Annotated in this window: 21 protein-coding genes; 11 read left to right on the forward strand and 10 right to left on the reverse strand. The window is 62.1% G+C overall.

Annotated elements, in window-relative coordinates; translation table 11 throughout:
* The 7 genes from RTX98_RS10995 to chvE all read right to left on the reverse strand — a co-directional run.
* A partial coding sequence (locus RTX98_RS10995; RefSeq protein ID WP_312796580.1) for an aldehyde dehydrogenase family protein occupies positions 1-727 on the reverse strand: 727 nt, incomplete at its 3' end.
* 41 nt (positions 728-768) lie between these two features.
* Positions 769-1,695: a Gfo/Idh/MocA family oxidoreductase gene (locus RTX98_RS11000; RefSeq protein ID WP_312796582.1), complete on the reverse strand. Its 927-nt coding sequence runs from the start codon at positions 1,693-1,695 to the stop codon at positions 769-771.
* Entirely contained in the window at positions 1,682-3,424 is a 1,743-nt protein-coding gene (araD, locus tag RTX98_RS11005; RefSeq protein WP_312796584.1) for an L-arabinonate dehydratase, read from the reverse strand. Before araD ends, RTX98_RS11000 begins: the two co-directional genes overlap by 14 nt.
* Before the next feature lie 23 nt (positions 3,425-3,447).
* A complete protein-coding gene (araD1, locus tag RTX98_RS11010; RefSeq protein WP_312796586.1) occupies positions 3,448-4,449 on the reverse strand; it encodes an AraD1 family protein in 1,002 nt (333 codons plus the stop codon).
* A gap of 11 nt (positions 4,450-4,460) precedes the next feature.
* Positions 4,461-5,684: a multiple monosaccharide ABC transporter permease gene (mmsB, locus tag RTX98_RS11015; protein WP_312796588.1), complete on the reverse strand. Its 1,224-nt coding sequence runs from the start codon at positions 5,682-5,684 to the stop codon at positions 4,461-4,463.
* Positions 5,681-7,198, reverse strand: a complete 1,518-nt coding sequence (gene mmsA / locus RTX98_RS11020; RefSeq protein ID WP_312796618.1) for a multiple monosaccharide ABC transporter ATP-binding protein — start codon at positions 7,196-7,198, stop codon at positions 5,681-5,683. Before mmsA ends, mmsB begins: the two co-directional genes overlap by 4 nt.
* Before the next feature lie 114 nt (positions 7,199-7,312).
* A complete protein-coding gene (chvE, locus tag RTX98_RS11025) occupies positions 7,313-8,380 on the reverse strand; it encodes a multiple monosaccharide ABC transporter substrate-binding protein (protein WP_312796589.1) in 1,068 nt (355 codons plus the stop codon).
* Positions 8,381-8,549: 169 nt separating this feature from the next.
* Here chvE and RTX98_RS11030 point away from each other — a divergent pair, with 169 nt between their 5' ends.
* From RTX98_RS11030 to RTX98_RS11055, 6 genes are all read left to right on the forward strand, one after another.
* A complete protein-coding gene (locus RTX98_RS11030) occupies positions 8,550-9,560 on the forward strand; it encodes a LysR family transcriptional regulator (RefSeq protein WP_312796590.1) in 1,011 nt (336 codons plus the stop codon).
* A 55-nt stretch (positions 9,561-9,615) separates the two neighbouring features.
* On the forward strand, positions 9,616-10,575 hold the full coding sequence (gene ytfQ / locus RTX98_RS11035) for a galactofuranose ABC transporter, galactofuranose-binding protein YtfQ (protein WP_312796591.1): 960 nt from the start codon (positions 9,616-9,618) through the stop codon (positions 10,573-10,575).
* A gap of 105 nt (positions 10,576-10,680) precedes the next feature.
* Positions 10,681-12,219: a sugar ABC transporter ATP-binding protein gene (locus RTX98_RS11040; protein ID WP_312796593.1), complete on the forward strand. Its 1,539-nt coding sequence runs from the start codon at positions 10,681-10,683 to the stop codon at positions 12,217-12,219.
* Positions 12,216-13,214 (forward strand): ABC transporter permease, encoded by a 999-nt coding sequence (locus RTX98_RS11045; RefSeq protein ID WP_312796595.1) that lies wholly within the window; start codon positions 12,216-12,218, stop codon positions 13,212-13,214. Before RTX98_RS11040 ends, RTX98_RS11045 begins: the two co-directional genes overlap by 4 nt.
* Positions 13,211-14,191, forward strand: a complete 981-nt coding sequence (gene yjfF / locus RTX98_RS11050) for a galactofuranose ABC transporter, permease protein YjfF (protein WP_312796596.1) — start codon at positions 13,211-13,213, stop codon at positions 14,189-14,191. The genes RTX98_RS11045 and yjfF overlap by 4 nt, the downstream gene beginning before the upstream one ends.
* Positions 14,192-14,198: 7 nt before the next feature.
* Positions 14,199-14,927 carry a FadR/GntR family transcriptional regulator gene (locus RTX98_RS11055; RefSeq protein WP_312796597.1) on the forward strand — a complete coding sequence of 243 codons (729 nt, stop codon included), beginning with the start codon at positions 14,199-14,201 and terminating at the stop codon, positions 14,925-14,927.
* A 5-nt stretch (positions 14,928-14,932) separates the two neighbouring features.
* On the opposite strand, the gene RTX98_RS11060 is transcribed toward RTX98_RS11055, so the two are convergent.
* A complete protein-coding gene (locus RTX98_RS11060; RefSeq protein ID WP_312796598.1) occupies positions 14,933-15,643 on the reverse strand; it encodes a GntR family transcriptional regulator in 711 nt (236 codons plus the stop codon).
* A gap of 131 nt (positions 15,644-15,774) precedes the next feature.
* Here RTX98_RS11060 and RTX98_RS11065 point away from each other — a divergent pair, with 131 nt between their 5' ends.
* On the forward strand, positions 15,775-16,977 hold the full coding sequence (locus RTX98_RS11065) for an iron-containing alcohol dehydrogenase (RefSeq protein WP_312796599.1): 1,203 nt from the start codon (positions 15,775-15,777) through the stop codon (positions 16,975-16,977).
* Between the two features lie 40 nt (positions 16,978-17,017).
* Positions 17,018-18,454, forward strand: a complete 1,437-nt coding sequence (locus RTX98_RS11070) for an NAD-dependent succinate-semialdehyde dehydrogenase (protein WP_312796601.1) — start codon at positions 17,018-17,020, stop codon at positions 18,452-18,454.
* A gap of 22 nt (positions 18,455-18,476) precedes the next feature.
* Here the strand turns inward: RTX98_RS11070 and RTX98_RS11075 are convergent, their stop codons facing one another.
* Together RTX98_RS11075 and RTX98_RS11080 are read right to left on the reverse strand one after the other, a co-directional pair.
* A complete protein-coding gene (locus RTX98_RS11075; RefSeq protein ID WP_312796603.1) occupies positions 18,477-19,256 on the reverse strand; it encodes an IclR family transcriptional regulator in 780 nt (259 codons plus the stop codon).
* Positions 19,257-19,373: 117 nt separating this feature from the next.
* Complete coding sequence (locus RTX98_RS11080; RefSeq protein ID WP_312796605.1) at positions 19,374-20,285, reverse strand: hypothetical protein; 912 nt, start codon at positions 20,283-20,285, stop codon at positions 19,374-19,376.
* Positions 20,286-20,477: 192 nt separating this feature from the next.
* Here RTX98_RS11080 and RTX98_RS11085 point away from each other — a divergent pair, with 192 nt between their 5' ends.
* The 3 genes from RTX98_RS11085 to RTX98_RS11095 all read left to right on the forward strand — a co-directional run.
* Positions 20,478-21,476, forward strand: coding sequence for a TRAP transporter substrate-binding protein (locus tag RTX98_RS11085; protein ID WP_189506947.1), 999 nt, complete (start codon positions 20,478-20,480; stop codon positions 21,474-21,476).
* A 132-nt stretch (positions 21,477-21,608) separates the two neighbouring features.
* Positions 21,609-22,172, forward strand: a complete 564-nt coding sequence (locus tag RTX98_RS11090) for a TRAP transporter small permease (protein ID WP_312796609.1) — start codon at positions 21,609-21,611, stop codon at positions 22,170-22,172.
* A partial coding sequence (locus tag RTX98_RS11095; protein WP_312796610.1) for a TRAP transporter large permease subunit occupies positions 22,169-22,783 on the forward strand: 615 nt, incomplete at its 3' end. The genes RTX98_RS11090 and RTX98_RS11095, both read left to right, overlap by 4 nt.

A 22,783-nucleotide genomic window follows, 5' to 3' on the forward strand; every position in this document is an offset into this window, starting at 1 on the left:
GCGAGCCGGTAAAGCCGATTGCCTTGATCAGCGGATGGCGCACCAGCGCTTCGCCGGCCTCGTTGGTGTTGGATTGCACGAGCGAGAAGGTGCCGGGATGCTGGCCGGTCTTCTCGATCGCTTCCAGAATGGCTTCGGCTACGATCTCTGCCGTACCGGGGTGACCGGGATGCCCCTTCACCACAACCGGGCAGCCGGCTGCGAGCGCGGATGCCGTATCACCACCAGCCGTGGAGAAGGCGAGGGGGAAATTCGAGGCGCCGAACACGCCGACGGGGCCGATCGGCCGCTGAACCAGCTTGATTTCGGGGCGCGGCGCCGGCTTGCGGTCGGGCATTGCGAGATCATGCCGCTTGTCGAGATAAGCGCCGTCACGGATATGCCCGGCAAACAAGCGCAACTGGCCGGTCGTGCGCCCGCGTTCACCTTCCAGACGCCCGGCGGGCAAACCGCTTTCCCGCGTTCCGATGGCGGTAATGGCTGCGCCACGGGCTTCGATTGCATCGGCAATAGCTTCAAGGAACGCCGCGCGATTTTCCCGGCTGGACGATCCAAATACCCAGAACGCGTCTTCCGCAGCCTTAACGGCGCGGTCGATGTCGGCAGCCGTTCCCAGCGCAAAAGTCTGCGGCTCGCCCGAAACCGGATCGGACTGGAAGCTCTGCGATCCATCCACCCATTCCCCAGCTATCAGGTGGCGGCCGCGTGGCTTGAAGTTGTCAGACATGGTTCAGTCCTTTCCAGCGTCGAATGCGTGTTCGACTGGAGTTACATGTCGAAGGCGTCGACTGCAATGCGGCGGCCCAACATGAATGCATCGGCAACATGCACAAGCGGCGCAAGGTCTACGTCGATCGCACGCTCCGCAACCAGGGTGGCAAAGCGTGCATAGATGCCGTCATACTCGCTGTCGGCTTCTTGTATGACAACCTTCCCGTCGACCGTCATCTCGGCACCGCCGGAAGACAGCTTGAGCGTCCCGTCGTTTGTCAGGACGTCGATGTCCCAGGTCTGAGGCCCGGTCTGGCGCCAGTCGAAGTCGGCGGACACCGTCTCGCCGTTAGCGCCCGCAAACTGCAGCTGTGCTCCGATCGGCGCATCGCGTCCTTCCGGAAACTCCAGTTCGGCGGATGTCACGCGAACCGGATGCGGCACGATTTCGGTCAGGATCGACAGCGCGTTGATGCCAGGATCGAACACACCGAGCCCACCCGGCTGCCAAATCCATTCCTGGCCGGGATGCCAGCGACGCACATCTTCCTTCCAGGTGATGCGGGCGGATTGCACCTGTCGCTTTGCCAACCAGGCCTTGGCCGAAGGCACGGCAGCGGCATAGCGTGAATGCCAAGTGGCAAACAGCGCAACGCCCTTGTCACGCGCAGCCTCTACCAGCGCCTGAACTTCGGCGATCGTAGCCCCCGGCGGCTTTTCCAGCAGGACATGACGGCCGGCCTTGATCGCGGTCCAGGCCGCGTCGAAGCGGTTCTGCGGCGGCATGCACAGAGCGACAGCCGGAAGGTCCGGCCGCTGTTCAAGCAGTTCCTCGATCGTCGCAAAGTTCTCGACGCCTTCGACGCCTGAGTGCCGGCTGACCGTCGCAGCGAGGCGGAACGCGTCGTTCTTGGTGATCGACGGGACATGCTGGTCCCGCGCGATCTTTCCGACGCCGACGATAGCAATATCAGTGGCTGTCACGACCGACCGCCTTTCCGCGATTACCCCGCAGGAAGTCTAGATCCGCACCGGTGTCGGCACCCTGCACATGCTGCTGGTGCAGCCAGGCATAGCCGGACTCATACTGCTCGTGTTTGGGCTGCCAGGCAGCCAGACGATCAGCAAGTTCCGCGTTCGAAATGTCGAGATGCAGGCGGCGGTTCGGTACGTCGAGCTCGATGAAATCGCCGGTTTGCACCACCGCCAGGGGACCGCCGGCAGCGGCTTCCGGAGAGGTGTGGAGCACGACGGTACCATAGGCGGTGCCCGACATGCGCGCATCGGAAATGCGCACCATGTCGGTGATGCCTTTGCGCAGCACTTTGGGCGGCAGGCCCATATTGCCGACCTCGGCCATCCCAGGATATCCCTTCGGGCCGCAGTTCTTCATCACCATGACGCAGGTCTCGTCGATGTCGAGCGCCTCGTCGTTGATCTTCGCCTTATAGTCGTCGATGTCCTCGAACACCACGGCGCGGCCGCGATGCGTCAGCAGATGCGCTGAAGACGCGGACGGCTTCAGCACGGCACCCTTGGGCGCCAGATTGCCCTTGAGCACGACGATGCCACCGGATTGCGTCAGCGCCTTTTCAGCCGGACGAATGACGTCTTCGTCGTGATTGGTGACGTCCTTGACCTGGTCCCACATCGTTTCGCCCGAAACGGTCAGAGCGTCCTTGTGCAGCAGACCGGCTTCGCCCAGACGCTTGATGACGACGGGCAGCCCGCCGGCATAGAAGAACTCTTCCATCAGATATTTGCCGGATGGCATCAGGTTGACGATGGTCGGCACATCGCGCCCGCAACGGTCCCAATCCTCCAGCGTCAGGTCGATGCCGACGCGGCCGGCAATGGCCAGAAGGTGTATCACCGCATTGGTCGAGCCGCCGATCGCCGCATTGGTGCGGATGGCGTTCTCGAAGGCTTCCTTTTTCAGGACGTCGGACGGCTTCAAATCGTCCTTGACCATATCGACGATGCGCCGCCCAGACATCTGCGCCATCACGCGGCGGCGGCTGTCGACGGCGGGAATCGCGGCGTTGCCTGACAGAGCCATTCCCAGAGCTTCTGCCATCGACGCCATGGTCGATGCCGTGCCCATCGTGTTGCAGGAGCCGGCCGAGCGCGACATGGAGGCTTCGGCTTCGGAAAACTCCTCGGCCGTCATTTCGCCGGCCTTCACGGCTTCGGAAAAACGCCACAGATGCGTGCCGGAACCGACGCGTTCGCCGTTGTAATAACCGTTCAGCATCGGTCCGCCGGTCACCACGATAGACGGCATGTCGGTGGAAGCGGCAGCCATCAGCAGGCTTGGCGTGGTCTTGTCGCAGCCCACCAGCAGCACGCAGCCGTCCATCGGCTGGCCGCGGATCTGTTCTTCCACCGACATGGCCGCAAGGTTGCGGAACATCATCGCCGTCGGGCGGAAACCGGATTCGCTAGCCGAAAAGGCCGGCACTTCGACGGGAAAGCCGCCCGCTTCATACACGCCGCGTTTCACGGATTCCGCGAGCACGTTCAAATGCGCGTTGCACGGCGTCAGCTCGGACCATGTGTTCATGATGCCGATCACCGGACGGCCATCGAACAGGTCGTGCGGGAAGCCCTGGTTCTTCATCCAGCCGCGATGATAGATCTGGTCGCGGCCCGTGCCGCCAAACCACTCCTGCGAGCGGAGTTTACGCGGCCATGTGGCCTTGGTGAACGCCATGGAAGACGCTCCTTTCCCTGCAATCAAAGAGTTTGAACGGCAACGCGCGAAGCGGCCGGCGTGAAGCCGTCGATCGCCAGACCGTTGCGCAAGGGCAGGCCGAACTCGGCCGCCTCGATCTCGAACTGGTCGCCCGGTGCCGTGCGGATGCCGTCGGCAAACGACAGCGTCGCGGTGCCGAACATATGCACATGCACGTCGCCCGGCTGGCGGAACACGCGATATTTGAAGTGGTGATGTTCCAGATTGGCGATCGAATGCGACATGTTCGCTTCGCCCGAAAGGAACGGCTTTTCGAAGATCACCTCGCCACCGCGACGGATGCGCGACGTGCCACGCACATCTTCCGGCAGCGCGCCGATGCGGATTTCCGGGCCGAACGAGGCCGGCCGCAGCTTGGAATGGGCGAGATAAAGGTAGTTCACCCGCTCCATGACGTGGTCGGAAAATTCGTTCGACAAGGCGAAGCCCAGCCGGAACGGCGTCCCGTCATCGCCGATCACATAGATGCCCGCCAGCTCCGGCTCTTCGCCGGCATCATCGGCGAAAGCGGGGGAGGGGAGGTCGGCGCCGGGTGCAACGAGGCTGGCGCCGTTGCCCTTGTAGAACCATTCCGGCTGAACGCCGACACCCTCACCGGCAGGTTTGCCGTTCTCCAACCCCATGCGGAACATCTTCATGGAATCGGTCAGCACCTCTTCCGCGCCCGATACTTTCGCATGCATGGCATTGCGGGTCGCCGCCGAACCGAGATGCGTCAGGCCGGTGCCGGTGAGATGAAGATGCGCGGGATCGGGGTGATGGATCGGCGACAGGAGCCGATTTTCTTCATAGGCCTGTTCGAGGTCGACCGCGCTGCCAAAGCCAAGGCTGCCGATATGGGCGGCCAGGCTCTTGCCGTTGCGGGCGCAGTCGAGGGCCAGCGCATAAACGCTCTGTGCACCCCGGACTTCATAGGCTTCCTTGCCTTCACGCGCGACCACGGCGAGCGCGCCATCCGGCTTCTTGATCTGCGACAGCAGCATCGGTGCGCTCCTCAGGCCTTATTGCGGTTGTAAACGTCGAAGGAAACGGCAGCGAGAAGGACGAGACCCTTCACGAGCTGCTGGTAGTCGATGCTGAGCTGCATGGCGCTCTGCATGCCCATGTTCAGCGCGCCCATGATGAAGGCGCCGATGACCGCGCCCGTCACCTTGCCGACGCCGCCATAGGCCGACGCGCCGCCGATGAAGCAGGCCGCGATCACGTCGAGCTCGAGGCCGGTGCCGTTCTTGGCGGTGGCGCTACCGACGCGGGCAAAGAACACCAGACCGGCGATTGCGGCCAGCACGCCCATATTGACGAAAGCCAGGAACACGATGCGCTCGGTCTTCACGCCCGAAAGCTTGGCAGCCTTTTCGTTGCCGCCAACGGCATAAACGCGGCGGCCGACGGTCGTGCGGCTGGTCACGAAGGCATAGATCGCGATCAACAGCGCCATCAGGATGAGCACGTTGGGCAGGCCGCGATTGGTGGACAGCAGATAGCCCATGTAGAGGATCGCAGCGGCGACAATGGCAACGCGTCCGAAGAAGAAGGATTGCGGCTCATGCGCCGTACCGAGCGCATTCTGGCGCGAGCGCTTGCGAAAGGCGAAAAGGAGGAAGCCGACGGCCAGCACGACCGCGATGATCATCGTCGTGGAATTGGCAAGGCCGAGAACCGGTGCGAGATCGGGGATCGTGCCGGTGGAAAGAGCACGCAGGGAGGGCGGGATCGGCGAGATCGAGGATGACGAACCGAGCGTCATGAAGGTCAAGCCGCGGAACACCAGCATGCCCGCAAGCGTCACGATAAAGGATGGGATACGCAGGTAAGCGACGAAGTAGCCCTGCGTGGCCCCGATCGCGGCGCCAACGCACAAGCAAACCAGAACTGCGAACGCCACCGGCAGGTCGTAAAGCACCATCAAAACGGCGCCAACCGCGCCGATAAAGCCCACCACCGAGCCTACCGACAGATCGATATGGCCGGTGATGATGATCATCAGCATGCCGATCGCCATGATGATCACGTAGCTGTTCTGCAGGAACAGGTTGGTCAGGTTCGAAGCCGATACGAAGGTCGGTCGGCCGGTCACTGCCGAATAAACGGCAAAGAACAGGATGATCGCCACCAGCGCGACGAGCATGCCGTATTCGCGCAGATGGTCCTTGAAGTAGTCGAGGCTCCTGGTTTCCGTTGCTTTCACAACAGGCGCGTCGATCGTGTTCGTGCTCATGCGGCGCTCCTTCCTGCGGTGCGGATGATGGCGCGCATGATGCTTTCCTGCGTCGCCTCTCCCCGCGCCATTTCGGCCACGAAGCGGCCTTCGTTCATGACGTAGATGCGGTCGCACATTCCCAGCAATTCCGGCATTTCCGACGAAATCATCAGGATGCCTTTGCCTTCGGATGCGAGCCGCTCGATGATGGAATAGATCTCGAACTTGGCGCCGACATCGATGCCGCGCGTCGGCTCATCGAGGATCAGCAGTTCGGGATCCGAGAACAGCCATTTCGACAGAACCACCTTCTGCTGGTTGCCGCCGGACAGGTTCAGGGTCTTGTGGAAGATGTCCGACGAGCGGATACGCAGATTGGTGCGATAATCTTCGGCAACGGAGCGTTCCCGCTCGGCATCGATCACGCCGCTTTTGGCAATTTCGGGAAGGTTGGCGAGCGAAACATTCTGGCGGATATCGTCTTCGAGCAGCAGGCCATACTGCTTGCGGTCCTCGGTGACGTAAGCCAGCCCCGTATCGATCGCCTTGGTGATCGTCGAGACATCCACCGGCTTGCCATGCATGGAGGCTTCGCCCGACACGTTGCGCCCGTAGGAGCGTCCGAAGATGCTCATCGCAAGTTCTGTGCGGCCGGCGCCCATCAGGCCGGCAATGCCGACGATCTCGCCCTTGCGCACGTTGAAGGACACGTCCTTCACGATGTGGCGCTGTGTATTCAGGTGGTGATAGGCATTCCAGCCTTTCACCTCGAACAGCACCTCGCCAATATCAGGCTGGCGTGGCGGATAACGGTCGTCGAGCTGGCGGCCGACCATGTCGCGGATGATACGGTCTTCGCTGACGCCGTTCTTGGCATCGAGCGTGGAAACGGTAGAGCCGTCGCGAAGAACCGTAATGGAATCGGCGACACGCGAAATCTCGTTCAGCTTATGACTGATCATGATCGAGGTCATGCCCTCGGCCTTGAACGCCAGCAGAAGATCGAGTAGCGCCTGGCTGTCGCGCTCGTTCAAGCTGGCGGTCGGCTCGTCGAGGATCAGCAGCCGGACCTTCTTCGACAGCGCCTTAGCGATTTCCACCAGTTGCTGCTTGCCGACGCCCATGTCCTTGATGAGCGTGGTCGGCGGCTCGGACAGGCCGACTTGGTCAAGCAGCTTTTCGGAACGGCGGAAGGCTTCGGGCCAATCGATTACGCCGAAGCGCGAGATCTCGTTGCCGAGGAAGATGTTCTCGGCGATCGACAGAAGCGGCACCAAGGCCAGCTCCTGATGGATGATGATGATGCCGGCATGTTCGCTGTCGCGAATGCCGCGAAAGGCCTGAACCTTTCCGTCGTAAACAATGTCGCCTTCATAGGAACCGTGCGGGTAAACGCCCGACAGAACCTTCATCAGCGTGGATTTGCCGGCGCCGTTTTCACCGCAGATGGCGTGGATTTCGCCCTGTTGAACCGTGAGGTTGACGTTGTCCAAGGCGCGAACGCCGGGAAACGTCTTGGTGATGCCGCGCATCTCGAGGATCGGTGCCAAAGCGCGCTCCCGCAGGCGTGAGGGATCGTGGACGGCCTTGAGCGGCCGCCCGGCATGAAGAGCGGGGCGCAGGTAACGCCCCGCAGGATCAAAGGATCAAGGCTTGATCTGGTCGGCCGTGTAGTAGCCGCTGTCGACCAGAACCGGCGCGATGTTGTCCTTGGTCACCAGAACCGGCTTCAGCAGGTAGGACGGAACGACCTTCTCGCCATTGTCGTAGGTCTTGGTGTCGTTGACCTCAGGCTCCTTCTTCTGGCCAACGGCGTCAATCATGTTGACCGTGACCTTTGCGAGCTCGCGAGTGTCCTTGAAGATCGTGGAATACTGCTGGCCGTTCTGGATCGACTTGACCGAAGGCACTTCCGCGTCCTGGCCGGACACGATCGGCATCGGCTTGTCGCCCTGGCCGTAACCCACTGCGCTCAGCGCCGAGATGATGCCGATCGACAGGCCGTCATAAGGCGACAGCACGGCATTCACGGTCTTGTCGCCGTAATAGGACGACAGCAGGTTGTCCATGCGCGCCTGTGCAACAGCCGGATCCCAGCGCAGCGTGCCGACCTTCTCCATGCCGGTTTCGCCCGACACGACCACCAGCTTGCCCTGGTCGATGTAAGGCTGCAGCACGCTCATGGCGCCGTTGTAGAAGAAGAAGGCGTTGTTGTCGTCTGGCGAGCCACCGAACAGCTCGATGTTGAACGGACCGGCTTCGGTGTCGAGCTTCAGGCCTTGAACGATCGACTGCGCCTGCAGCACGCCGACCTGCTGGTTGTCGAAGGTGGTGTAGTAATCGACATTTGGCGAATTGCGGATCAGGCGGTCATAGGCGATGACCTTGATGCCCTTGGAATGGGCCTGTTCCAGCACGTCCGTCAGCGTGGTGCCGTCGATCGATGCGATCACCAGCGTCTGAACGCCGGCAGCCACCATGTTTTCCAGCTGGCTGATCTGCGTCGGGATGTCATCCTCGGCATATTGCAGATCGGTCTTGTAGCCGCGTTCCTGCAGCTGCTTGACCATGTTGTCGCCATCGGCGATCCAACGGGCCGAAGCCTTGGTCGGCATCAAAACGCCGACGGTGCCCTTTTCCTGCGCAAAGGCAGATCCGCTCAGCACGGTGGCGGTGAGCAGGGTTGCCGCGAGGGCGGCTTTCAAAAATCGCATGTGGTCCTCCCAGGGATCCGTTTGACGCAGACCAGACGATGCCGCGTACAAGCGTGCGAACGTCTCCACCCGATCTCCCAATCGGTGTGAGGCATGGGTAGTGGCGGATCGGTATGCCGGTCAATTCAGAATGATGCTGTGCGATATAACACTTTTGGTATATCGTTTGATGATGATCAGTTCGGCATCCTCGTCAAATCCCGGCTCCATCCGCGATCGCCTGATCCGTCGCGGCTTGAAGCTCACCCATCTGCGCCTGCTCGCGGTGCTCAATGAAACCGGCCAGATCCGCGCCGCGGCGACCAAGCTTGCCATGACCCAACCTGCCGCGTCGCGCCTCCTGGCTGAGCTCGACACGATCACCGGGGCCAAGCTTTACCAGCGCCATCCGCGCGGCGTGGTGCTCACACCTTTCGGCCTTAAGCTTGCCGACTGGGCCGGCAAGATCCTCAGAGACCTCGATGCGGCGGACCGCGAAATCGGCGAAATGGAAGCCGGCCAAAGCGGCTTCGTGTCCATCGGTTCGGTAACAGGCCCCGCACTCGATCTGGTCCTGCCGGTGCTGCGCCAAACGCGCGTCACCCATCCCAACATCGCCAGCAATATCTTTGTGGATACCAGCGACAAGCTGGCCGAGCTGCTCCTCAGCGAACGCCTCGACTTCTTTGTCGGCCGCATTCCCCCCGATGTCGATCACGGGCGCTTCGCTGCCCGCCCGGTGGGACCTGAGCCGATGAGCCTGATCGTGCGCCAGGATCATCCGCTGATCCGAACAGGCAGCACCTCGCTGGCCGACTGCGTGGAATATGACTGGGTGCTGCAAGCGCCGGGCGGTCTCCTGCGCAGAACGGTGGAAACCTACATCCTGAGCAAGGGTCTGTCCTTGCCGCACCGCGTTTTCAGCACCTCGTCGACTCTGATGACCCTGGCGATCATCTCGCAGTCGAACGCGATCGCCGCCTTGTCCGAGGCAGTGGCAAACTTCTTTTCCAAAGCCGATGGCTTGAACGCACGCATCGCGACCCTGCCGGCAGCGCCCGATCTCGCTGTCTCACCTTATTCGCTGCTACGATCTAAGGATCGGCCCCTGTCGCCGGCCTCGCAGACCATCTGGGACCTTGTGGAAGACCGGCTGCAAGCAAGCCAAACGCAGGATCAGGTCCCCCGTTTACAAAAGTAATATAGTATGATTTTTCTTCTCCTCAGGGCAGCAGCCCTTCTCGTGGAGGAGAAACATGATCAGCAAAATCGTATTCGGCGCGAGCCTTCTCGCGTCGGTGAGCCTTTTGTCGTCCGCAGCCATGGCACAGACCATCGGCTTCTCGCAGATCGGTTCGGAATCGGGCTGGCGCGCGGCTGAAACCACGCTCACCAAGATGGAAGCCGAAAAGCGCGGCATCGACCTCAAATTTGCCGATGCTCAGCAGAAACAGGAAAACCAGATCAAGGCGCTGCGCTCCTTCATCGCGCAGGGCGTCGATGCCATCTTGATCGCGCCGGTGGTCGAGACCGGCTGGGATGCTGTGCTGGAAGAAGCCAAGGAAGCCGAAATTCCGGTGATCCTGCTCGACCGGACAGTGGATTCCAACAAGGACCTTTATCTTACCGGCATTGGCTCGGATCTCGAGCACGAGGGCAAGGTCGCCGGCGACTGGCTGGTGAAGGATGTCGGCGACAAGTCGTGCAACGTGGTGGAGCTGCAGGGCACGACGGGCTCTTCGCCGGCCATCAAGCGCAAGGCCGGCTTCGAGGCGGCCATCAAGGGTCACGACAACATCAAGATTACCCGCAGCCAGACCGGTGACTTCACCCGTGCCAAGGGCAAGGAAGTCATGGAAAGCTTCCTGAAGGCGGAAGGCGGCGGCAAGACCATCTGCGCGCTTTACGCCCATAATGACGACATGGCCGTCGGCGCCATCCAGGCGATCAAGGAAGCAGGCTTGAAGCCCGGCACCGACATCAAGGTCGTGTCGATCGACGGCGTGCCGGATATCTTCCAGGCCATGATCGCCGGCGAAGCCAATGCGTCCGTTGAGCTGACCCCGAACATGGCCGGCCCCGCCTTCGATGCGCTCAAGGCCTATATGGACGACAAGAAAGAGCCGCCGAAGTTCATCCAGACAGAGTCCAAGCTCTACACCCAGGCCGACGATCCGAAGGCCGTTTATGAGCAGAAGAAGGGCCTCGGCTACTAAGCCGACGCTCTCGCTGCCGGCGCATCGTCGGGCAGCGCGCTCAACCCCTCCGCCGCGCTTGATCGCGGCGGATATCGGCTTGTGACCTTCCAAGGAACGACCTGAATGCTCGACCCGACCCCCGGTCGCGTCCCGCTTTTGCGCGCGGCGGCCGTGTCCAAGAGTTTCCCCGGCACGAAAGCGCTCGACGGTGTAGATTTCACCCTGCGCGCCGGCGAAGTGCATGCGCTTCTCGGTGAAAACGGCGCCGGCAAATCCACGCTGGTGAAATGCCTGACCGGCGCTTATCGCCGCGACGGTGGCGAGATCCAGCTCGATGGCGTCACGATCGATCCGCGCGACACGCAGGATGCACAACGGCTTGGCATCGGCACAGTCTATCAGGAGGTCAACCTCCTCACCAATCTCACGGTCGCCGAGAACCTCTTCCTCGGCCATCAGCCGACTTGGCTCGGTTTGGTTTCCACCCGCCGCATGAATAGGGAAGCGCGAGCACTAGTCGGGCAATATGGTCTCGACATTGATGTGACGCGCAGCCTCGGCAGCTATTCCGTCGCCATCCAGCAGATCGTTGCCATCGCCCGCGCCGTCAGGCTTTCCGGCAAGGTGCTGATCCTCGACGAACCAACCGCCAGCCTTGATGCGCATGAGGTCGATGTCCTGTTCGATGCCATCAGCGGCTTGAAGCAACGCGGCCTCGGCATCGTCTTCATTTCGCATTTCCTCGACCAAGTCTTTCGCATCACCGACCGCATCACGGTTCTGCGCAACGGAAAGCTGGTGGGCACGGAAGACACCGCCTCGCTCGACCGCCTGCGCCTGGTCAACATGATGCTCGGCCGAGAACTCGCCGAAGAAACACGCCGCACCGGCAAGTCGGGCATGCGCTATGACGCCGAGCCTCGTTTGAGTTTTTCAGGCTTCGGTCGGCGCGGCCGCATCGCACCCTTCGACCTCGCCATTCAGCGTGGCGAGGTGGTAGGCATGGCAGGCCTGCTCGGCTCCGGCCGCACCGAAACGGCGGAGGTGCTGTTCGGCGTTTACCCGCATGACAGCGGCACGGCCGCGAAGGAGGGCAGAGCGCTTTCCCTTGGCTCTACTCGTGCCGCGGTAGCCGCCGGCTTCGGCTTCCTTCCCGAAGATCGCAAGACCGACGGCATCATCGGCGAGCTTTCAATCCGCGAAAACATCGCACTGGCACTGCAAGCCCGGATCGGCTGGGCTCGTCCGCTTTCCGCCAAACGGCAGCGCGCAATGGCGGACGATTTCATCCGCCGTTTGGACATCCGCACGTCCGACGCCGAAAAACCGGTCGGACAGCTCTCCGGCGGCAATCAGCAAAAGGTCATGCTCGCCCGCTGGCTTGCCACTAATCCCGAATTCCTGATCCTTGATGAACCGACGCGCGGCATCGATGTCGGTGCCCATGCCGAAATCATCCGCCTGATCGAAGAACTTTGCGAAGGCGGCATGTCGCTGCTCGTCATCTCCTCCGAACTGGAAGAGCTCGTCGTTTACAGCCACCGCGTGATCGTGGTGCGTGATCGCGCCCATGTCGCCGAACTCGTCGGCGAAGACATCACCACGACGCGCATCGTCAACGCCATCGCCGGAACGCCTGATAGCGAGGAGGCCGCAGCATGAGCGCGGTTAAACGCCTGGCGCAACGCCTTCTACCGCAGATCATCGCGCTGGCCGCCGTTCTCGGCCTGATCGCCGTGGTGTTTTCCGGCTTCTTCGACATCAGCTTCGCCAATGGCCGTCTTTACGGCAGCCCGATCGACATCCTCAATCGCGGCGCGCCAGTCGCCTTGCTGGCAATCGGCATGACCCTGGTCATCGCCACCGGCGGCATCGACCTCTCGGTCGGCGCCGTTATGGCGATCTGCGGTGCGCTGGCCGCGTCCTGCATCACTCAAGGCTACGGATTGCCGGCAACGATCGCCATCAGTCTTGCAGCCGGCCTCGCCTGCGGTCTGTGGAACGGTATCCTCGTCGCTGTTCTTCGCATCCAGCCGATCGTCGCGACGCTCATCCTGATGGTGGCCGGTCGCGGCATCGCGCAGCTCGTAACGCAAGGCGCGATTCTCACCTTCAACGATGAAAGCCTGATCTTCCTGGGTTCCGGCAGTTTCCTTGGCCTGCCGATGCCGGTCATCCTTTGGCTGGCCATGGGTGCCCTCGTCACGCTGCTTGTCCGGCGCAGCGCCCTTGGTCTGCTGATCGAAGCGGTGGGCATCAACCAGCGCGCGTCCATGCTATCGGGCATCAATGCGCGCGTGCTTCTGATTGCCGTTTACATGACCTCCGGCCTTTGTGCGGCTCTCGCCGGCATCATCGTTGCCGCCGACATCCGCGGTGCCGACGCCAACAATGCCGGCCTCTGGCTGGAACTCGACGCCATTCTCGCTGTGGTGATCGGCGGCACCTCACTGCTTGGCGGCCGCTTCTCGCTGATTGCCTCGTTGATCGGCGCGATGATCATTCAGGCTGTCAACACCGGCATTCTTCTGTCCGGCTTCCCGCCCGAGTTCAACCTGGTAATCAAGGCGGTGATCATCCTGATCATCCTTGTCGTCCAATCACCTGCCATCCAGATCATGATGACCTTCTTCACAACAAGGAGGCCGGCGCGATGAATGCCCGCACGCTGCCCCTCGTCGCCACGGTGCTGATCTTCATCGTCGCCTATGCCCTCTGCTATCTCCAGTTCCCGGCGATCCTTTCGACCCGCGTCGTCGGCAACCTGCTGACCGACAACGCTTTCCTCGGCATCGTTGCCGTCGGCATGACCTTCGTCATCATTTCGGGTGGCATCGACCTTTCCGTCGGCTCGGTTATTGCCTTTTCCGGTGTGTTCATCGCGGTCCTGCTGCGCGATACCGGTCTTGGACCATGGCCGATCTTTGCGCTGCTCCTCATCATCACGACTTTGTTCGGCGCGGCTATGGGCGCCACGATCCACTTTCTGCAGATGCCGCCCTTTATCGTCACCCTGGCAGGCATGTTTCTGGCGCGCGGCATGGCTTACGTCCTGTCGATCGACAGCGTGCCGATCAGCGATGAAACGATTAGCGCTTTACAGCGCATCTACTGGCTGCTGCCGGGCAAAGGACGCCTGACACTGGTCGGCGGCTTGATGCTAATTGTCGTTCTCGTCGGTATCGTCGTTGCGCATCGCACCCGCTTCGGCACCAACATCTATGCGCTGGGCGGCGGAGCCCAGACCGCGCGGCTGATGGGCGTACCGGTCGCCCGCACCACGATCCAGGTTTATGCCCTGTCCGGCTTCCTCGCAGGCCTTTCGGGCATCGTCTTTGCCATCTATACCTCCGCCGGCTATTCGCTGGCCACGGTGGGCGTCGAGCTCGACGCGATCGCCGCCGTGGTGATCGGCGGCACGCTGCTGACGGGCGGCAGCGGTTTCGTCGCGGGCACGCTGATCGGCGTGCTGATCATGGGTCTGATCCAGACCTACATCACCTTCGACGGCTCGCTGTCGAGCTGGTGGACCAAGATCGCGATCGGCATGCTGCTGCTGGGCTTCATCGTGCTGCAAAAGGCGCTGGTCTGGGCAGGCGGACGCCGTGCGGAGGCCGCGTCGGGGAAGGGTTGAACGGGGTATGATGCTGAAGACCGCGATTTCCGGGGGCGTCACGCGCAACAGTCATGCGCGGGTGGTCGACGAACTCGGCAAGGCGATTGTCGGCGGCACCTATTCCACGGGCACCGTGCTTCCCGGCGATGCGGAACTGGCTGAGCGCTTCGACGTCTCGCGCACCGTCTTACGCGAAGCCATGAAGACACTAACGGCTAAGGGGCTGGTCGTTCCGAAGGCCCGCATCGGCACCCGGGTGACCGAGCGCTCGACCTGGAACCTGTTCGACGGCGATGTGCTGATCTGGCATCTGGAAAGCGGAATCGACCCGGAATTTATCGGAAATCTTGCCGAAATGCGCCTGAGTTTCGAGCCTTTTGCGGCCGATTTGGCCGCAAAACGGGCGAGTCCTTCCGAAATTTCCCGGCTTTATGCCTGTGTTGAAGCCATGGAAACGGCCGACGCGATGGACAGCTTCGCCTTCGCCGACCTCAACTTTCACCTCACACTTCTCGACATTTCGAAGAACCCGTTCATGTTTTCGGTCGGCTCGCTGATCGAAGCCGCCCTCGTCACCAGCTTCCGCCTGAGCTCGCCCTATGGCGAACCCCGCCGGCAGCAAGCCACCTCCGAAGCCCACCGCGCCATCGTCGACGCCATCGCCAGCGGCAATGGAAGTCAAGCGGCGTCGGCCATGCAGGCCGTGATCATCGACGGCCGCGATCGTATTTCGGGAGAGGTGGCGGGTCCGTAACGTTCTCAGGCGAGCACGCGGAAGAACGGCTCCATACGCTGGCAGGACGCATCGATATGCGCCTGCATTGCCGAGCGTGCATGTTCCGCATCGCCATCCGCGATTGCTCGGCTGATCAGGAGATGCTCCTTGACCGCCTCTTCCGCGACAGCCGTGTGGTGGCGCAGGCGGAAGAGGTGCATGTGGGCGTAAAGACGCTCCAACGTTTCGGCAATGATGGCGTTGCCGCAGGCCGCTGCGATGAGCGCATGGAACTGCCCGTCCAGCTGGGCGAAGCGGCCGTAATTGGCCAGCGTGTCGCCTTTCGTCAGCGCTTCCATGTCTGAACAAAGCCGAGCCAAGTCCTTCTTCTGCGCTGGTGTCATCCGGCCTGCGGCTAAAGCCGCGGCTTCCGGCTCGATCAGTCGGCGCATGGCATAGGTGTCGCGGAACTGCGCACCACTCGGCATGGGCGCCGCGCTGTAGCCCGAGTTGAACTTCTTGGCGACCAGCCCTTCCGCTTCCAGCCGGATCAGAGCCGCGCGTACCGGTGTCTGCGACACGCCGAAGTGCCTCGCCAGAGCATCCACCGACATCCGCTCGCCCGGTGGAATGCGCAGGGCGATAAGGTCTGAAAGCAGCGCGCCATACACATCCTCACCGATGGAGTGCCGGGAAGGAAGTGTCGAAGCGGTCAAACCGGGAGCTGAAGAGGGAGCCGAAGCAAGAGCGTTCATAGACACAGCATACGGCCTTGCATCATCAAATACGATCCGATATTAAATCCGATATCGTATCGGATTTTGAAGACGATTGCGCTGCGAGGAGTGCTGATGGTCTTCGATCATGCCGGGAGGGAGGTCCCATCATGCGGAATGACTACGGGGTCACACGCGCGCCGAGCCAGCTTCTGTTCGGTGTCGGCCAACGTCGCGCCCTCGGCCGGGTGGCGTCAGCTTTGGGGCGGAGCGTCCTTCTTTGCACCGACAAACGCATTGCCGAACTGCCCTTGCTTGCCGAGATCATCGCAGATCTAAAGGCCTTCGACCTGAACGTCGCTGTGTTCGACGCCACCGAACCGGAGCTGCCGCTGCACGGCATCGAGCAATGCGTTGAAGCTTATGCGGACTTCAAGCCGGATGTCGTGATCGGCCTTGGAGGCGGCAGTTGCCTGGATCTGGCGAAGTTGGTCAGCCTCTTGCTCAGCCACCCCGGCCGCTTGTCGGACTACTACGGCGAATACAAGGTCCCGGGTCCGATCCGCCCGGTCATCGCCGTGCCGACGACCTCCGGCACGGGCTCGGAAGTCACGCCGGTCGCGGTTCTGGCCGATCCTGATCGTGCCATGAAGGTCGGCATTTCCAGTCCTTACCTCATTCCGCATACGGCGATCTGCGATCCCGAACTGACTTTGTCCTGCCCGCCGGGTTTGACCGCGATCTCCGGTGCCGATGCTTTAGCGCACGCGATCGAAGCCTTTGCGGCCGTTGCCAGGAAGGCCGAGCCGGATCTCGCCATGACCCGCGTCTTTGTCGGCAAGAACGGACTTAGCGATCATTACGCCTTGCAGGCAATCAAGCTGATCTTCGAGCATCTGGAGCAAGCGGTGGCACAAGGTGATGACCTTAACGCCCGCTCCGCCGTGATGCTGGCCTCGACCTATGCGGGTCTGGCTTTCGGCAGCGCCGGCACGGCGGCTGCGCACGCCATCCAATATCCGGTCGGCGCGCGCACCCACACAGCGCATGGGCTGGGTGTCGGCGTTCTTCTGCCGCACACGATGGATTTCAACCTGTGCGACGCTGCTGCCGACTACGCCGAAATCGCCCGCGCGATCGGCGCAGCTTCCAGCACGGACGCGGACGAGCATGCAGCGAAGGCTGCGATCGAAGCGGTGCGGTCACTGTTCGGGAGCATCGGCATCCCGTCGAACCTGCGCGCGATCGGTGTCGAAGAGGCCGATCTGTCGGCGATGGCTGATCTCGCGATGAACGCCGCTCGCCTGGTCGAGAACAACCCCGCCGCGCTCAACCCCACCGCCATTCGCTCGATCCTCGACCGCGCGCTTTGAAGCCTTCGACCGTCACCCTTCTGAAAAGAGCTGAGACACGATGACAAATCATCCGACAGACCTCTTCATCAACGGCGCCTGGGCTCAAGGCTCATCGGAAAAGCGGATCGCCGTAATCAATCCCTCCGACGGCACGGTTCTCGACCATGTCGCGGATGCCGATGTCGGCGATGCGATAGCGGCGGTGGATGCGGCAGCGGCCGCCCTGCCGGCTTGGGCGAAAACGCCGGCACGGCAGCGGTCCGAAATCCTGCGGCGCTGTTACGAGCTGATGATGCGCGACAGCGAGGATCTGGCCCGTCTGATTTCACTTGAAAACGGCAAGGCCTTGAAGGATGCGCGTGGCGAGGTCGCCTATGCCGCCGAGTTCTTCCGCTGGTTCGCGGAAGAAGCGGTGCGCATCAATGGCGATCTATCCGCTGCCCCTTCTGGCACGAACCGCATCCTCGTGCAGTATCAGCCGATCGGCGTGTCCTTGCTGATCACGCCATGGAACTTCCCGGCCGCCATGGCGACCCGCAAGATCGCCCCAGCGCTGGCGGCAGGCTGCACCTGCGTGCTGAAGCCTGCAACGGAAACACCGCTGACGGCCTATGCCGTTGCCAAGCTTCTGGCGGAAGCCGGCGTTCCCGATGGCGTGGTCAACGTCATCACGTCAAGCAAGACGTCCGCGGTAGTTAATGCGATGCTGGAAGATCCACGCGTGCGAAAGCTGTCCTTTACGGGCTCGACGGAAGTGGGACGCATCCTACTGCGCAAGGCTGCAGACCAGATCATCCACTGCTCGATGGAACTTGGCGGCAACGCACCCTTCGTTGTGTTCGACGACGCCGATCTCGATAGGGCAGTCGATGGAGCGATGATCGCCAAGATGCGTAATGGCGGCGAAGCCTGCACGGCGGCCAACCGGCTTTACGCCCAGCGAGGCATTGCCGAGGCCTTTGCATCCAGACTGGCGGAGCGCATGGCCGCGATGAAGGTGGGTGCCGGTGTGGAACCGACCACCGACTGCGGCCCGCTGGTCAATGCGGCTGCCGTGAGTAAGATCACCGAACTGGTCGGAGACGCGGTCGCGAAAGGCGGCCGCGCCTTGTGCGGGGGCAAGCGGGATGAGGGCGTCGGTTTCTTCTATCCGCCGACCGTGCTGGTTGATGTGCCGCCGCATGCCAAGATGGCGCATGAGGAGATTTTTGGGCCGGTGGCGCCGGTCTACGTCTTCGACACCGAAGATGAGGCCGTGAAGCTTGCCAACGACACGGAATACGGCCTCGTCGCTTACGTCTATACGCGCGATCTCGCGAGGGGATTGCGGGTCAGCGAACGGATCGAGGCGGGCATGGTGGCGCTCAATCGCGGCCTTGTGTCAGATCCCGCCGCACCCTTCGGTGGCGTCAAGCAAAGCGGTTTGGGACGCGAAGGTGCCCATCACGGCATGCTCGAATTCATGGAAGCGAAGTACATAGCGGCCGAGTGGTAGCGTGGAACAGGCAGAACAGCGGCTACTTGCGTGCCCGATAGCCCAGATTGGCGGAGATCTTATCAGCCGCTGCCAGCACGGCGCGGACCTGGTCGAGGCTTGGATCGGGCGCGATGTGCTGCACGGAATCGTTGATGGCGATCGCCCCGACAAACCCGCCCAGCGCATCGAAGATGGGTGCGGCGACGGCGTTCAGCCCGACCATGGCTTCATTCGGTCCGGTGGCCCAGCGACGCTTGCGCACGGCATCGACCTCCGCCTGCAACTGATCGGCATCTGTGACGGTGTAGGGGGTATGCATATCCAGCCCTTCGGACAGGATGCGCGGAAGAAGCAGCCGGTCGCCGAAGGCAAGCGTGACCTTGCCCTGGGCGCTGGCGTGGTAATGGAGAAGCGAGCCGGGCTTGACGTGGATCTCGATGTTGGAGCGGCTCGGCACGATTAAGAGGATGCGCACGCCGTCCGGTTCCGGCTGGCTGATGGCCACGGCATGGCCGGTCTGGTCGCGGAGCTCGCGGGCGACTTCGCGGGCCGCGGTTGCCAGTTCGAAGCTTTCGCTGACGGCTTGGCCCAATGACATCAGCCGCGCGCTGATCGAATAGCGCTCGGTTTCCTCGTTGCGGATGAGGTAGCCGGCCGACACCAGCGTTTGCAGGTGGCGGTGGATGCGGCTCTTGGTGGTGTTGAAGGCACGCGCCATTTCCGACACGCCGACCGAGGTCTGGCCTCGGGCGACATATTCCAGGATTTCCAGCGCAAACTCGACCGCCTGGATCGAACCGCCTTTGGGTGCCTCATTCATGCTTTGACCGTTTCCGACCCTTCTCGTGCCGCGAACCGGCCGGTGCGGGCTTTGGGCAGATAGACTGCCATTTTCGTTCTGGAGCAAGGCTGCCGCACTGCGACAACCTCGCCGATGTCAGCTGAGCGAGGCCGGTGCAGGATATTCGTCGGCGTTCAGCACCCAACCCTGGTTGGAAAAATCCGTGCGGGGCGGGGAGAAGATGTCGACCAGCTGGTTAAGCCCTTCGTCCATGCCGCGCGAGGTGTGGATCGCGGGCGGCGGGATCACGGTCAGCGACGGCGACTTCACCAGCGCATGCTCGTCATCGCGCCAGGCGTTGAGGTTGGTTGTCCAGGGCCAGCGCAGGTGATGGGTGTAAGTGCCGTCGAGGGCGAGCGATCCTTGTTCGAAATCGTCGTGATGATGCGGAGAGAGTTTCGCGATGTCGCGCGGACCGTGCTGCTCATCGAGGTAGTTCACCATCAGCGTGGTGCAGCGGAATATGCGTCCGAATCGGCCCGGGCTTGGCGGCACGTCGAGGCTGTATGCGCGGATGCGGAAGCCGCCGACCGGATCGGGCCAAGGCTCGAGCAGGGTCACATTCGGATGCTGCTCAGTGTAAGACTCGGCATTGGCGCAAAGCGCGTTGAGATCGTCCGAACTGGTTGAGAAGATACGCGTTGCGCGGCCCCCTTTGGGCAGGGTGATGCGGCTATCGCCCGGTGGCAGGATCACCAGAGAAAAGCCGTCGACCTCCACCCGCTCGCCGTTTGCCTCCACGATTGCCGGCGTCTCGCGGTCAGACAGAAGAAGGACGTATTCGTCGCCCTGGCCCGTGCGCGACAAGGACCCGCCGGCCTCGACCTCGCTATAACCCACGAGGAAGTTCTGGCCGCGAGTCAGCCATGTGCGGGCACCGTCTGCGGTAATCTGTGGATCCGTCTGGTAGAACAGGCCGTAGTCGGCGCCGGAAAAGCTGGTTGGCGCTGCGGCCTGTGCAGCGGAAGCGGCAGCCATGCGCGAGCGCGGATCTGTCTGATCATACATCGTCTTCCTCCCGTCGTTCTCTCAAGCAGAACGTTGATAGCGAAAATGATGCAGGTTGAACGAGTTGATTGTCAAGCATGGCCGGTAAGCGCAGATCAGAAAATTCTTTCGTAGGCCCGCTTGACAGCGGAAAACAATCAAAACACTATTCTCCGTAACAGCGTTCTGCATAACGAAACGGAGGAGACGTTCATGCTGACTCGCCGACAGGTCCTTGCGTCGACTGGCGCAATGGCTGCTACCCTTGCCATGCCCAATATTGCCCGCGCCGCACCGATCCAGATGCGGTACGCCCATGCAGCCAACGAAATTCACCCCGGCCACATCGCCGCGCTGGAGTTCAAGAAGGCGCTGGAAACGCTCGTTCCCGGCGCCATCGAAATTACCATCTTTCCGAACCGCCAGCTCGGCGAAGACAAGCAGAACCTCGAATCCGCGATTGCGGGCGTGGTCGATCTCTGCGGCTGCTCGGGCGTGCAATACCCGCTCGTCACCGGGCGGCAGGCGCTCGACGCCTACCAGCTCCCCTTCCTGATCCGCGACTATGACCATTTCACCAAGCTTGCGACCAGCGATGTCGGCCAGAAGCTTCTGGACGATCTGGAGCCGGCCGGCCTCGTCGGCTTGCAGACGACGGATATCGGCAAGCGCCACTTCGTGTCGGCCGGCAAGGTCGTGAAATCGCTGCCCGATTTTGCCGGCTTGAAGACCCGCATCCTGCCGGTGCCGTTGCACAAGGCCATCTGGGAAGCGGTGGGTACATCGCCCGTCGGCCTGCCCTATGGCGAAGTCTATGGCGCGCTGGAAACCAAGGTCATCGACGCCGTCGAGATCAACGTGTCCTCGATGCTGTCGGAGAACCTCTGGGAAGTCGGCAAGAACTTCACGCTCACCGGTCATTATCCCTGGCACAATGTCACGGCCATGAACAAGATGGTGTTCGATGGGCTGCCGCAGGAGCTGCAGCAAGCGGTTCGCGAGGCCGGCAAACAATCGATCAAGCCGACCATGGACTACACCGCCAAGCAGGACATGGAAGGCCGCGACCAGCTCAAGGCCAAGGGCGTGACGATCTACGAACTGGAAAACCTGCAGGAAATGCAGGCCAAGGTCGCGCCGATCGTGGACACCTGGAGCGCCAAGGATCCGCTCATCGCCGAGTTCGCGGCAGCAGCCCGCAACGCGAGCTGAACCTCGATCAAGCCGATCCTTCGGTCAACTTGGGTAGGCATCATCGCGAAACGACCGTGAGCCTCTAGCGCACACCATCAACGGTGTTCGCCCGGCCGCTTGCACCCTGCATTCTCGAAGAGAGCCATGGGAATGAATCAATCCGGTTTTGGCAGGCTGTTTGGCGCCTATGAGCGCGTCATCAAGGTGCTTGCCGGCGGCTCGATGGCCGTCATCGTCACCGTCATGGTGGTGCAGGTCATCGCCCGCTATGTCTTCAATTCATCGCTGATCTGGGCGGAGGAACTGTGCCGCTACATCCTGATCTGGCAGACTTTCCTGTTCGTCGGTTATGCCTATCACCGGGGTGAGCTGGTCATTCTCGACCTGTTCAGCGCCTATGTGTCGCCGGGTGTTTACATGGCGATCCGCTATCTGACCGCGATCCCGATCTCCGTCTTTCTTTACATGATCATCGTGGCGGGCTGGACCCACGCCTCGCGCTTTGCGCGGCAGATGATCCCGGCGCTCGACTTCATCTGGAATTCGCTGACCGGCAACGACCTGCATGTGCCGGTCTTCTGGGTCTATGTCGCCGTGCCGGTCGGCTGCACCATACTGCTCATCCACTTCCTCGGACGCCTTGCCTACGACACCTGGCGCGTGGCCAAAGGTCAGCCGCTCGCGCCGCCTGCTACGATGGAGACCGCGACGTGATTGCCTTTCTCGGGATCTTTGCCGTCTTCCTCGTGATCGGCATTCCAATCTCGCTGGCGCTGGGCGCCGGCGGCCTGCTCTACCTTTATCTCACCGGCAACGGGATGCTGGTAATGGCGCTGCCGCAGCGCATGCTGCAGGGCGTCGACCAGTTCGTGCTGCTCACCATCCCGCTCTTCCTCCTTGCCGGCAACCTGATGAATCTCGGTGGCCTGAGCGGGCGCATGATCGGCTTTGCCAATGCGCTGGTTGGCCACTTCCGCGGCGGTCTTTCTCTGGTGACCGTTTTGGCGAGCACGCTGTTTGCGGGCATTTCCGGCAGCGCGATCGCACAGGCCTCCGCCATCGGGTCCTTCATGATCCCGGCCATGGCCAAGCAAGGCATTCCGGCTTCCTACGGCGCGGCGCTCGTGGCCATCAGCGCGGTGATCGATCCGCTGATCCCGCCCAGCATCACCATGATCATCTTCGGCGTGCTGTCGGGCGCCTCGATCGGCCAGCTGTTCATTGCCGGCATCGTGCCGGGTTTGCTGCTGGGTCTGGGCTTGCTCGGCTACGCCTGGTTCAAGGCCTGGCGCCACGACTATCCCCGTATGCCGAAGGTGCCGTGG

The organism is Tianweitania sp. (assembly GCF_032053605.1).
GTDB lineage: Bacteria > Pseudomonadota > Alphaproteobacteria > Rhizobiales > Rhizobiaceae > Tianweitania.

What these genes read in the sequence shown, in the direction of transcription:
- araD1 (WP_312796586.1), bottom strand. Translation starts at nt 4,449, where the DNA reads ATGCTGCTGTCGCAGATCAAGAAGCCGGATGGCGCGCTCGCCGTGGTC.
- mmsB (WP_312796588.1), bottom strand. Translation starts at nt 5,684, where the DNA reads ATGAGCACGAACACGATCGACGCGCCTGTTGTGAAAGCAACGGAAACC.
- RTX98_RS11090 (WP_312796609.1), top strand. Translation starts at nt 21,609, where the DNA reads ATGAATCAATCCGGTTTTGGCAGGCTGTTTGGCGCCTATGAGCGCGTC.
- araD (WP_312796584.1), bottom strand. Translation starts at nt 3,424, where the DNA reads ATGGCGTTCACCAAGGCCACATGGCCGCGTAAACTCCGCTCGCAGGAG.
- RTX98_RS11070 (WP_312796601.1), top strand. Translation starts at nt 17,018, where the DNA reads ATGACAAATCATCCGACAGACCTCTTCATCAACGGCGCCTGGGCTCAA.
- RTX98_RS11045 (WP_312796595.1), top strand. Translation starts at nt 12,216, where the DNA reads ATGAGCGCGGTTAAACGCCTGGCGCAACGCCTTCTACCGCAGATCATC.
- RTX98_RS11065 (WP_312796599.1), top strand. Translation starts at nt 15,775, where the DNA reads ATGCGGAATGACTACGGGGTCACACGCGCGCCGAGCCAGCTTCTGTTC.
- RTX98_RS11075 (WP_312796603.1), bottom strand. Translation starts at nt 19,256, where the DNA reads ATGAATGAGGCACCCAAAGGCGGTTCGATCCAGGCGGTCGAGTTTGCG.
- RTX98_RS11080 (WP_312796605.1), bottom strand. Translation starts at nt 20,285, where the DNA reads ATGTATGATCAGACAGATCCGCGCTCGCGCATGGCTGCCGCTTCCGCT.
- mmsA (WP_312796618.1), bottom strand. Translation starts at nt 7,198, where the DNA reads ATGCGCGGCATCACCAAGACGTTTCCCGGCGTTCGCGCCTTGGACAAC.
- RTX98_RS11085 (WP_189506947.1), top strand. Translation starts at nt 20,478, where the DNA reads ATGCTGACTCGCCGACAGGTCCTTGCGTCGACTGGCGCAATGGCTGCT.
- ytfQ (WP_312796591.1), top strand. Translation starts at nt 9,616, where the DNA reads ATGATCAGCAAAATCGTATTCGGCGCGAGCCTTCTCGCGTCGGTGAGC.
- RTX98_RS11040 (WP_312796593.1), top strand. Translation starts at nt 10,681, where the DNA reads ATGCTCGACCCGACCCCCGGTCGCGTCCCGCTTTTGCGCGCGGCGGCC.
- RTX98_RS11030 (WP_312796590.1), top strand. Translation starts at nt 8,550, where the DNA reads ATGATGATCAGTTCGGCATCCTCGTCAAATCCCGGCTCCATCCGCGAT.
- RTX98_RS11060 (WP_312796598.1), bottom strand. Translation starts at nt 15,643, where the DNA reads ATGAACGCTCTTGCTTCGGCTCCCTCTTCAGCTCCCGGTTTGACCGCT.
- RTX98_RS11055 (WP_312796597.1), top strand. Translation starts at nt 14,199, where the DNA reads ATGATGCTGAAGACCGCGATTTCCGGGGGCGTCACGCGCAACAGTCAT.
- chvE (WP_312796589.1), bottom strand. Translation starts at nt 8,380, where the DNA reads ATGCGATTTTTGAAAGCCGCCCTCGCGGCAACCCTGCTCACCGCCACC.
- yjfF (WP_312796596.1), top strand. Translation starts at nt 13,211, where the DNA reads ATGAATGCCCGCACGCTGCCCCTCGTCGCCACGGTGCTGATCTTCATC.